6 protein-coding genes are annotated in these 12374 nt (G+C 43.6%); 2 read left to right on the top strand and 4 right to left on the bottom strand.

The window, feature by feature from the left end:
* Positions 1-9: 9 nt before the first annotated feature.
* The 4 genes from J7I42_RS11005 to J7I42_RS10990 form a co-directional block, all read right to left on the bottom strand.
* Positions 10-168: a hypothetical protein gene (locus tag J7I42_RS11005; protein ID WP_209138829.1), complete on the bottom strand. Its 159-nt coding sequence runs from the start codon at positions 166-168 to the stop codon at positions 10-12.
* A gap of 22 nt (positions 169-190) precedes the next feature.
* Complete coding sequence (locus J7I42_RS11000) at positions 191-4921, bottom strand: DUF5977 domain-containing protein (protein WP_209138828.1); 4731 nt, start codon at positions 4919-4921, stop codon at positions 191-193.
* Positions 4922-5005: 84 nt separating this feature from the next.
* Positions 5006-6490, bottom strand: a complete 1485-nt coding sequence (locus J7I42_RS10995; protein WP_209138827.1) for a hypothetical protein — start codon at positions 6488-6490, stop codon at positions 5006-5008.
* A gap of 605 nt (positions 6491-7095) precedes the next feature.
* Positions 7096-10134: an FG-GAP-like repeat-containing protein gene (locus J7I42_RS10990; protein WP_209138826.1), complete on the bottom strand. Its 3039-nt coding sequence runs from the start codon at positions 10132-10134 to the stop codon at positions 7096-7098.
* 696 nt (positions 10135-10830) lie between these two features.
* On the opposite strand from J7I42_RS10990, the gene J7I42_RS10980 reads away from it, so the two are divergent.
* Positions 10831-11151 (top strand): hypothetical protein, encoded by a 321-nt coding sequence (locus J7I42_RS10980; protein WP_209138824.1) that lies wholly within the window; start codon positions 10831-10833, stop codon positions 11149-11151.
* Between the two features lie 163 nt (positions 11152-11314).
* Positions 11315-12223, top strand: coding sequence for a hypothetical protein (locus J7I42_RS10975; RefSeq protein WP_209138823.1), 909 nt, complete (start codon positions 11315-11317; stop codon positions 12221-12223).
* Positions 12224-12374 lie beyond the last annotated feature (151 nt).

The raw sequence follows: 12374 nt of genomic DNA, 5'->3' as shown, positions 1-12374 counted from the left end.
TGATTTTAACTAGCTCTTTTTCAACTCCACTTTATTTACCCTGGCAGGGGCAGGTTGATTTATTATGACGGGCATGTTCATGACCCGCTGCATGATTGGCGACGAAAAAACAATATGATTACCCAGCGCTGCTAATAAACATTTAATGGTCTTTATTATATGCTTCATAACAAATGCTTTTGTTTTTATTTTAATTGTGGGTAAAGACACTGATCCAATAATTCATCAAGTCCATGCCTATACTAACGTTCTGAAACGTATAGGATCCCGTCTGACCATATATTTCATTTCTACAATTGCTGCCGTTACATCCAAATGTATAATCATGGAGGAGAACATTGTTAGTAGAGTTACTGAACGTGATATTATAGGTTCCTGGCGGCACACTTATACGACCTTGATAATCGACGTTGTTGGGTTTACGACTGAAAACATATTTCACACCAGTGGTCAGGTTAAAAAATTCGACATAAGCCCAGTCGCTACCAAAGTTCTCCCAAGCCATTGTCACATAAGGCTCGTGACAAGTACCATACGTATTTGCCTGCCTTTGCGCATCCTGCACTGCCTGGTTTTGGGCATCTGCAAGAGAATTATCAGAATGATAGATCCCGGGGGCTACCGTTGCCGGGTAAGGATTGGGGCCACCAGTTGAGCAATTCTGCTTATAATAAATTCCATTTATGTTATCGTTATAATAGGCAAACGGACATGCATCGCCGGGGCCGTTATCCTGATAGCTGGTGGTATTGTAGGTGGGACTGTTGGGATTCATATCTGTTGCCAATACCATTAAATGCGCAGGCGTTTGTCCATCTACATTATGACAATAGCTCGGGGCTCCTTCTTCTGATACCCAATGTGGATCAGTATCAAGGATACATGACATGTGTTCCGTCGCATTGGCATATGCCTGCCCATTGGCCTTGATCTCATCCAACGCCATCTGGTTGGGCTCATTCGGATCGGTTGACATGTACCTGTTGGCAGGAACAGTATACCTTACCTTGCCACCTATGTGACTGTCATCGCAGCTCTCCGTTTCAAAATCCTCCCACTTTTCTTCGTTATAATATACTTTAATACAATTATTACTTTGGTCAGCTGTCAATTGACCGTTGGCTTCTATCTCAGCTTCAGCCTGGGCATCGGCATCTTCCTGATTATAAATGGAGGAATACTTATTGGCAGGAACGGTATAGGGAACCTGTCCGCCTATATAACCCGGGCCACAATTAGATTTGGTAAAATACTCTGTTATCTCATTGTTGTGATAAGCACCCGGACAGCCAGTTGGGTTTGAAATGCTGTTATACTCGTATGCTTTTACAATGTTACTGTTCTCATCCTTTACGAAAAGCAACCGGCCCATGTTATCATATTGATAATAAGTAAGGCGGTTATTCTCATCACACTCTGCGGTTTTACCTATTATTGGATCATAGGCCACGGTAAGCATTCTGGCTGTTTGCGGATACAATCTTAACTCATCGATAACGGCATTTCCTCTTACAATGACTGAAGCCGTACCCTTTGCAATACTGTATTCATAATAAGTAAACCCATTAATTACCGGGGCCGACTTTACCAGGGTAGCATTACTGGCAATTGTTACCGGATTGTTTGCCCAGAACGATAAAACGTATGGTTTCTTATCATTTACCGGCGCCGAAATAGAAGAGCCTGCCAAATTCAATGACCAGGTACCGGTAATAGCCTGGGTGTTTACATACCCAACTGCGCCAGACACCTGCCAGCCGCCCAATTTCTCCGTTTCAAAACTTGTATAGGCAGCCTTATCTGTAGTAACATCTGCATTTATAACAGCAGCCACCGCATATTTATCTTTATAATCGTAAATATTGGTAAGCGTTCTATTGCCTTCATCTTGTACACCGGTTAAATTACCCGATGCATCATAAGTAAATTGCTGGGTTATTTTAAACTTGTTGTAATCAGTTCCACTGTTAGGCCCCTGGTACAATGACCAGGCTCCCAACGGCTGGGGTTTGCTGGTTCTTTCAACCAGGGTACGTACGGGCCGTACATCACCGTTAGGCAATTGCGTGAATTCGGTTACAGATTCATTAACAACGGTTGTTTGATTATTGCCGTCCAATAACTTTTCAATAACGTCAATAGGTGTGGCAATTATATTATTACTCTTCATCACATCCAACGTACCGCCGCTGAATTCGCCACTGTATTTAATATTTTTTATGCTTTTTGATCCATTGCTCAGTTTGCTTGTAATTGTGCTCACCTCATAATTGGCAGCCGGACTATACGTGTATTCCGTAACATTTTCCATATACTGGCTCTGATCGTCCCTTTTAAAGGTACGTTCGTACGTTTTGAGCAGCTCCATTCTTCCTGTATAAATATAGTAAAGGTCTACATCCATTGTATTATCGCTGGTAAGCGTATTCATACTTTGAAACTTATCCTGCACCCAGTCGCTTGAACGTTGAGATGAAGTGAATTTTACATTGCACTTACAAGCGGCCAGCGGTTTTGAAGTATTAAAAACTATAATAGGTGATTTTGTAATTGCCGGATCCGGATTGTAGGCGTTCTCCGTTTCCTTTACCTTTTTTCCATCCTTGTCATAAATGGTGATTTTCTTTGGCAGACCATACATCCAACTGCCATATCGCTGGCGGGCCGACATAATAGAATTATTGGGAACCCATAGGCCGTATTCGTCTGAACTTGTAAATTCCTGTATTGTTTTGCCATTGACACCATTCCCCTCAATAATTTCTACCCGCTTAAACTGGGTAGGAAGCGGACTAACGCCGTTCAGGTCGTAACTATAATAATTAGTTGTATTAAAATCCTTGGGGTGGCTTCCGTCTGTACAGCTTAAAGCAGTTACCAAAACAGAGCTTATAACATCTAATGCAGCAGCAACAATTGATAATACGCCGGTACTGCCCGTTATAACCATTACAATATCAACAACAGCCATTACTCCCGATAAAGCACCCAAAACAGGTTCGGCAGTTTCCATAAAATGCTGCATCCCCACCAGGTCTATGGCCTGGTTCTGTGACTGGATGCCCGGATACTGATAAGCCCAGTAACAGCATCCAAACAGACTGCCTTTACATTTTCCCCAACTGTACCGGTAATTCTTTTTTTCGGCATTGTAATGCATACCGGTTGTATTGGAATTATCAGGCATTTCCAATCCCCATAATGACGATTCGTTGGTAGCTGTAACGTAGTTGTATAAGGTAGTGATAGGATTGGCGCATCCATTTGAATAACCGCCATCGGTTGCACTGGTCTTTGATACGTGTACACCGGCCACCATTTGTGAGCTGCCATTCAATACACCTGTGTTCTGCGTATATTCATAAGAAAGGGTACCGCCTGTGGGATAAACAATCTGCTTTAAAAGCCCGTTTTTAGCCAATCCATTTGCCGGATTCAATACTACTCCCGAAACGCCCTGCTTTATATAACACAACCCTTTTAACTGGTTAAAGGAAAGCCCCGATACCCCAAAATATGGAGATACGATTTCGGTTTGGTTTGATAAATAACCGGTATTATTAAATCCGTTATAGTTCCCCCAAATGTCATGCGCTACACAAAACGGCGGCGGCACAAAATCACCATTGGTACTGGAGCCACCCAGGTAATAGTCGAACGAATAGGGCAACGCATCATCTTTCAAATCAATCCCTAACTTCTTTATGGAACGCAGGCAAAGCCTTGCCATATTTTTTTCAAAAATCGATGTGGGCGTACCATACCGGTTCGCCACAAAATAAGTATTGTTTACCTGATACCTTGCCAGGTTCCTGGTAGCGTCTATGTTATCCCGGTTCTTAACGGTATAAGTAATATCAACGGAAGTAAGCGCACTATCACCAGGCATATCGATCCTGGGTTTGCCATACCTGAAAGTAACCCGGTGACCATCTTCACAGGCAATAGTTGCTATTACAGGCGATTTACAGATAGAGTTTTTGTGCGTAACAACGACGTAATTACCTTCTGCTTCGTACGACAAATCAACTCCTGCCTCCCTGTTTATATTTCTTGTATTATAGCTAAACGTTATTTTCCGGTGGGTGAAAGGATCTTCAATTTCAGACAGATACCAGCTTCCGATCACCCATGGTTTAACGTATTTATTATTCTCAAAACCCTTTTGATGGTATACGCCACCCGATTTAAACTCAGGCTGGGTTTGCGGGGTTACCAAATTTTTATCAGTAAAATTCGATTCCAGTACCTTCGCCATTCCGTGATCTTTGAACCGGTAGATCAATCCATCCACATCCTGTATGGTAAATGAAGTGATGGTGGTTCTTATGTCCTGTAGGTTTTCGTCGGTTTGAAAAGTGATCTTCATCTTCGAATCGCCGATCATAGAACAGGTGTTGCCTGTTCCGGGGTTCACGACAAACATGCCCGATTTACCATTGAACTGAAAGGCAAAATAATCGGGTTGCTTATCGGCAGCTACCTTGTTATTTTGTTTGTATACCTGGTTCTTCGATCCGAAAATGGGGTATTTCGTAAGTCCCACGGGGCAACCCGCCTCAGGTGGGTTACTGTAAAAGGCATACAAATAACCATCCGGATACTTGGTGATATCACCCTCCTTCTGATTATCGCCGTAAGCTTTCTGATCATCGGGTTCGCCAAGTTGCATCCTCGAGATCACGCCACCGGCCATTAGGGTCCAACCCTGTCCGATGTCCGAAGCCACATCATTTACTTTTAATCCACTTCCTGAACTGTAGCTCATAGCCACATCAAGTTTTAACCTGCTCTTGTTGTCATTCCAGTTAAACATAGGTAACCCAAACGTTGCACTGCCCGTTTGCAGGTTTACCTGTCCGAAACCGGTAATAAAACACAGGAAAAAGGTACATACGCTAATCAGCCTTCTTTGCAACATAACAATGTTTTTATCCATATCATAAATACATCCATACGACATTGCCTCAGGGCATATGAGCCCTTCTGCAATCGTTTGAATCAATTAAAAACTATAGCCTACACGAAATTTAAAAGCGGCTGTCTGAGGTCGTTGCTGGTAACTTAAAAAGTCCCATAACAACTGTAACCGTGTTTTTTTAAATGTCTTTGATTTTAAAGACACGATCTTGGTAAGCCCAATTAACCCGCTTTTGGTCCAGGCAGCGGGCTCACCTTTTCCATTGCCAATCATGCCGCCACCTGTAGAAGAAGTGAGTGTATCTGATAATGCTATTGGCTGGTAATTATATTCAAGGCCACCGCTTGCATAAAAACTTCCTTTCAGTTTTACGTCAAGAAATGACCGTAATCCCATTCCCTGTTGTGTAATGGCAATGTGGCGCACATCTTTTCCCCAGCCCACTTTGTAACTGGCGCCCACACCAATAATGTTTTTGTCGCTTATTTTATAACCTACCGACAATGCCAGATCTGTTGTGGTAGGAAAAAATGTATTGGCCTGGGCCGACTGGATATTGGTCCCATACTCAAGCCGTTTTAAAAAGCTTTTTGTTTTTTGTGCATTGGGCTTGAAGTCTGGCATTTCCAGATCACCTTTTCCACCACCCACGCTATTCAGTTTATCCCTTAATGCATTTATCTGCCCCTGGGCCGACTGTACATTCTGTTGTACCATGGCGCCGGCATTGGGTCCCGTTGTGCCCATTTGGGTTTGCACCTGGTCCATTACCTGGCTTCTTGGCTGTAAGCCTGTTACCACCAGTGTGGGATCTACCTCACCGCCTGAACCCGGCAGGTTGAACATACTCGCCAGCATTGAGTTCTTTTGCATGAACCGGGAAAAAGCTGGTACCTTGTTCAATACAGTAAAGGCTTTCTGCATCGCCTGATCGGGATCAAGGAGTATGGTCTTATATTCTTTCAGTTGCTGGGTATAGTAAAAACATTCCTTGCTGTAGTTTTTATAAGCTGCAGTTACTTTGCCAGGCAAACCGGGATAATTGCTTAAACTGGCTTTTAGTTGTGCCTTTCTTTGTTGAACGTATTGTTTTAATTTATCGGCACTTTCTATTTTAGCCTGTAACTGTTGTACCTGGCTTAAAGACTTTTTAACATCGGAAGGGAGTATTTTGGAGGAGTTGGTAAGCTGAGGATTTTTTTCCAGGAATGCCAGACTGGTCTTCATAGAGTCAAGGTAAGGCAGGTATTCACCGGTAAACCCACGTTTTACAAGCGCTGTATCCGCTTTAAACTTTTGAGCAAGTGCTTCATACCGATCGGCAGGGTCGCCGGGAAACAAATTCTTTGCGGCATTTGAATCAACTTTAGATAATTTCCGTTTCAGCCGATTCTCCTGTTTTGCCATCCGGCGCAGGTATTTTTCAGTGTTGATAGTGAGTTTGTCTTCCAGGTTAGCTGTTCTTTTGTTTATGCTGCCTAAGAATGAGTGCGGAAAGTTGATGATGCGCTCAAATTTTGAAGTATCAGACTGCGCATTCGCATTGGCGGTAATTAAACAGCTGCTCAAAATGATTAGCAGGCCTGCAAGACAGATTTGAAAACAGGATTGATTTTTACATTTTACAGAAAAGGGAATAACCCGACCTGTTTGCGCATAGCAAAACCTGGGAAACGGCAGTTGTACGGAGTTGGGGCACATAGTATAGGGGTAAGGCTATTATAAGTTTTCTATAGGACACACATACTAAAACATGTCTTTCAATAATGCCTAGAATTTTTCAAAAGTAATATCAACAATCAATAATAAGAAAACATTTTATTCCCGTGTCGTTTTCGTGAATAACCGTGTTGATTTGGCCGATAAGCGTGTAGTTGTTTTTTGCACCCCATGTGTTCAACGGCGTATTGCGCTAATGAAAAAATATATTTCACACATAGTTTAGTCATTCTTATAAAAAACATATAGTGACTTTGTCTTATAATTTTCATTCGTCCCTGGTATGTTATTGTTCATCCCGTTTTTTAGCAAACCCGTCATCTCCCCCAACTTTTCAATATGATCCTTTGTTCGCATGACAAGCAAGCTTGCATGCTACCAAACAACAAAGCCCCTGGCTTTCGCCAAAGGCTTTGTTTGTTTTGTCGGCAGAACTGGACAGATTTACCGGTAGCTTATTGTTTTACAAACTGCAACACCTGTTTTTTACCGTCGCTTTGCAGGGAAAGGAAATAGGTACCGCTGGTCAGTTGGGTTACTGGTATCGAGATCACCTGGCCGGCAGCAGACAGGTTGTTAAATTGTTGTACCACCTGCCCGGTGATGTTGATAACCTGCACATTCATGACTGAATAATTATTGTTCACGCGCAACTGTAATACATCTGTAGCGGGATTAGGAAATACCATTATCTCCATTGTCGAATTGCTTTGCAATAACTGAATGTTGCTGTATTCGCTGTTGCCGTTCTCAAACATGATCTTCAAACGATAATATAATTTCTGACCGCCTGCACTGTTATCTGTATAGGTGTAGATGGATTGTCTTGTCGTATTTTTAGCCGTTACTTTTCCTATAGTAGTGAAGTGTACGCCGTCTGCACTTTTTTCTATTTCGTAGCAACAGGTAGCGGATTCATTATCGGTCACAAATTTTAAAAGCGCGGTTTTTCCTTTAGTTAGCCAGGAGGCGTTGAACGATACCAGGTTAACCGGCAGTGCACCCAGCGAAGTGGTGAGTAATACATTGTCTACATAACGCCAGGGGCTGTACAGCTGTCCGGTAATGGCGGTAACCGGATCATATTTTATGCGGGCCCTTATTTTGGTGTACCTGCCGCCGCTTACTTTAACAACCAGGTTCTTTAATTCGGTACCGGTAATCCCCAGGTTGGTATAACTTCCCTGTGCCGTATAAAGTACGCTGTTGGTAATTGGGGTGCCGCTGAAGGCATTGTAGTTCAGCCTTGTTTCCCAAACCAATTTTCCTTTCTGGCTGCCCAGGAACGATTTGGCGATCAGGCCTGCTCCAAAGTTGGGCAGGCTGAAGTTTGCGCTGCTGATGGGAGTGGAAAGATCGGTATTGTACAACCGCAGGTTGTTCCGACGACCGGTTCCGGAACTGTTGCCATAATAGATAAAGGCAGCGCCTTCATTGCTTTCTCCATTATCGTACAGGTATGCACCCACAATAACATCACTGTACCCGTCGCCGTTCACATCCCCGGCGCTGGCAACAGCCGATCCCAAATAAGCTGAGGCCTGGTTGCTTTCCACCATAGTGGCAGCCGTGGTGCTGATGCCGGCGGCAGACCCATGATAAATAAAGGCGGCCCCTTCGTTGCTTATTCCATTATCGTACGTGTATGCACCCACAATAACATCGCTGTACCCGTCACCATTTACATCGCCGGCGGCGGCTACTGAAAAGCCGAAGCTTGCACTGGCCTGATTGCTTTCTACCAGTGCGGCAGCCGTGGTGTTGATGCCGGCGGCAGACCCAAGGTAGATAAAGGCAGCGCCTTCATTGCTTTCTCCATGATCGTACAGGTAAGCACCTGCTATAACATCACTGTACCCATCGCCGTTCACATCCCCGGCGCCGGCAACCGAGATGCCCAAAAAAGCCAGGAACTGATTGCTTTCTACCGTTGCAGCGGCCGTGGTGCTGATACCGGCAGCCGACCCATGATAGATAAAGGCGGCGCCTTCATTGCCTTCGCCATCAGAAAAAAATGGTGCACCCACAATAACATCGCTGTATCCATCGCCGTTCACATCGCCCGCACCGGATACTGAAGAGCCGGAGTTTGCACTGGCCTGATTGCTTTCTACCGTTGCAGCAGCTGTGGTGCTGATACCGGCAGCCGCCCCATGATAGATAAAGGCAGCGCCTTCATCGACTTCGCCATTATCATACATAGATGCACCTACGATCACATCACTGTACCCATCACCGTTCACATCGCCGGCGCCGGCTACTGAATAACCGAAATTGGCACTGGCCTGATTGCTTTCTACCATAGCGGCAGCCGTGGTGCTGATACCGGCGGCAGATCCGTGATAGATAAAGGCAGCGCCTTCATCTGCCTGGCCATTATCATACATATAAGCGCCTACGATCACATCACTGTACCCATCACCGTTCACATCGCCGGCGCCGGCTACCGAATAACCGAAATTGGCACTGGCCTGATTGCGTTCGAGCATGGCAGCGGCCGTGGTGCTGAGACCGGCGGCCGACCCATGATAGATAAAGGCAGCGCCTTCATCTGCTTCGCCATTATCATACATATAAGCGCCTACGATCACATCACTGTACCCATCACCATTCACATCGCCGGCGCCGGCTACTGAATAACCGAAATTGGCACTGGCCTGGTTGCGTTCCAGCATCGCTGCCGGCGTTGTGCTGATGGGGTCGATGGTAATAGGATATACTGCATTGCTGCTTTGCACGTGAATGCAATAGTCGTTCTTATCTTTTTCAAATGCGGCTTCCAGGGGCCGGCCGTTGGCATCCCAAACCTTTAACTGGTTGTAAGCAAGTACCAACCCGCTCTTATGATGATAAAACTGCAGGCCCTCTTTTTGCCACTGCTGTTGAAGATTGGTGCTTACATTAAAACGAAGCTTCAGATCTTCCTTGTTATTTAAAGGTTCGCGCACTATAAAGTTCTGCCGCATACCCTCTTCGTTATTGAGGTATTGTACGATGATATTACCGGTCTGGTATTCGGCCCGGTTGCTATTGATATGCCATACGCCCTGGCCTACCTGCTTCTTATCCAGACTAAAGGCCACCTTCCAGTCGGGAATATTATCATATTCTATTGCATCCTCAACCTGAATAGCTTCCGGTTTTCCTACAGGTACACGCGTAGTACGGGGTTGCACAGTAAACCCATTACAGGAATAATTAAACCGCAGGTTGTTTTTGCGGTTGGGCGTAGTAAAGGTGTTAGCCTCAGCCGCGTGACTGAACTCGTATTCCCTGCTTTGTAATTTTTTCAAAACCTCACTGTACCAGTTGTTCTTTTTTAACGAGTCGGCATTTAGCGTAGCAGGGGCACTTACGTAACTGCTTATAACGCCAGTCAACAGTGGCTGTATTTTTAATGCAGCAAGTTTTTCATCGGCTGCATGTTGATCAATTTGGGTATTGATTAACGGTAATAATGCAATGAATACGGTAAAGGGTAACGATTTTAACATTAAGTATTTTTTTTTGACAAATTGGCACTAGGCCTGAAAGTACCAATGCCTACATTTTGTGCGGAAGTACTTTTAATAAAAAAATATGAATGTATTATTTAATACCAGTCCCGGCCTGCCACGTGTGGTCAACTGCGTAAAATAGTAGGTGAACAGCGGAGGTTTGTAGGTCTATGATTTTGTAGCATTTTCGATACCGTGTACAGTTTGTTAGGAACTGGCGCCTGGCGAAAAATCTGAGGCAAAATTTTTGCGTCAGTTGTTATTGGAAGTAGAACGAAAGCTTAGAACGTTGATGTTACAAAGACAGAACTATTTGATGGGTGTGCCAGGCATAGGCCGTACGATAGCCATATTATGGTTGCTGGAGATTGGAGATGTACGTGGCTTTGAAAATAGAGACCGGTCGGGAGGACAGGATTGCCTTCGGCGATCCTGAAATGGGCGGAGCTAAAACATACAAAGCCTTTCCGTCCGCCAGCTGGCGGACGTATGGTCTTTTTTATTTGTTCGCATGGCAAGCAAGCTTGCATGCTACCAAACAACAAAGCCCTTGGCTTTCGCCAAAGGCTTTGTTTGTTTTGTCGGGTGGACTGGACAAATGTCGAACCTGTTCATAAAGGATTTATTGGAAATTACAGATTACGTATATATTGAACAATAAAATATTGGCAATTTACTGAACAGACATAGCACATGGCGCTGACCGTCGACAAAGTCAAAGACGATGAGATAAACCATTATACCGGTAAATCGATAGCCAATCTGGTGGCTGACCAGATCAAATACAATGAGGAATTTATTCCGAATCCGGGATTAGTCAGGTATGAAATTAATTGGCAGGGTAAAGGGGAAAAATTACCTGATCCCGACAAAATAAAAGATTATAAATCCGGCGATAAACGGCGCAGATTGGTACACCTGACCTTGAACCTGCTGCCTGGTTCGTTGTATAGCCAATATGTCCCTGAGGATACTGAGGAAAAGGGTCTGTTATATACTGCTTTAATTTTCTAACCAGTAGCCTCGAAGGCAAAAACGGAGAAGGAATAGAAGCATAACGAAAGCAGCTTCGTGAGACATGTAGTCGGGAGAACTGGACAGATTTCTAATGAAAAAGAACTAAAATGCTATATTATTTTGATATAATTTGCGTTATTAATTAATTTTTTATTCTATTATGAAAAAAATAATCCTGGCCCTATTTCTGGCAAGTTCGTTATTTGCCTGTAAGAAAAGCACCTCCACTGATGACAGTTCAGCAGCAACCGAAACTAAGTATCCCGTAAGTTTTAGTATTTCCAATTTTTTAATTGAAACTAAAAACATGCGAGTGGAGACAGATTCTACCCTGGCCGCAATCACAGACGTTTACTATTACGCTTATGGAAGCGATGGTTTGCTAAAAAACTCCATTCATCAAGTTCGAGCTCAGACTTCGGCCGGTTTTGGAGTAATAGATGATTCCTTGAAGTCTGATACCTATACTATTGTGGTATATGCATCGTCCGGTCCTGTTGGAAAAAATTTAGGTGGGGTGCTTAATGTTGCCGCATTGGGTCCGCAAGATTTAGTGAATAGTGAAGCAGCTTCATTTCCGGATGTGTTTTTTAAAAAGATCTCTGTTACAGTAAATTCATCAGGAAACCCTGTGCCACAACCTCAGCAAATAGCATTAAATCGAATTACAGGGTTGTTACGCGTAGAACTATATAACGCATTGCCCGATACTGATCCTAATGGGGCGGTAACTGTTAAGTTAAACAATATACCTGTCTGGTTTTATGTAAAAAATGAAACAATAGACAACAGAAACCCTCCTGTGTTTACTTATGCAAAGAGGCTCAATCAGACAACTTTTGAAGCCTATGTAATTGGCTCTACTACTGTTCCCATTACCACAAGTATTATGTATATAAACCAGACTGGAACTACGCAGACTAAAACTTTTAATAATTTAATAATCGAAGCAAACAAAAAAACAACTATTAAGGGAAATTTAAGCGACTTGGCAAATCCTACTGCAGGCGATTACCTGATATCGGTAAATCCGATATGGAGCGATTCTACAGTTATTAATCTTAATTAAGCTATACTGATAATATTCAAAGGCGTCTTATAATAAGTAAGGCGCCTTTTTTACTTTCAGCGTTCTTTAGTTTCTGACCCAAAACGTATTTTGAAGGGTCTAATGAGGGTTGACTTGATCCGTTGATAGTTGGAACTTTCCCAAAATAAAA

This window comes from Niastella soli, from assembly GCF_017742245.1.
Classification (GTDB): domain Bacteria; phylum Bacteroidota; class Bacteroidia; order Chitinophagales; family Chitinophagaceae; genus Niastella; species Niastella soli.
Note: the sequence above shows the minus strand (reverse complement) of the source record. Positions and strands in the feature narration are given on the sequence as shown.

Coding starts and splice junctions, on each gene's coding strand:
- J7I42_RS11005 (WP_209138829.1), bottom strand. CDS start 168: ATGAAGCATATAATAAAGACCATTAAATGTTTATTAGCAGCGCTGGGT.
- J7I42_RS11000 (WP_209138828.1), bottom strand. CDS start 4,921: ATGTTGCAAAGAAGGCTGATTAGCGTATGTACCTTTTTCCTGTGTTTT.
- J7I42_RS10990 (WP_209138826.1), bottom strand. CDS start 10,134: ATGTTAAAATCGTTACCCTTTACCGTATTCATTGCATTATTACCGTTA.
- J7I42_RS10980 (WP_209138824.1), top strand. CDS start 10,831: ATGGCGCTGACCGTCGACAAAGTCAAAGACGATGAGATAAACCATTAT.
- J7I42_RS10975 (WP_209138823.1), top strand. CDS start 11,315: ATGAAAAAAATAATCCTGGCCCTATTTCTGGCAAGTTCGTTATTTGCC.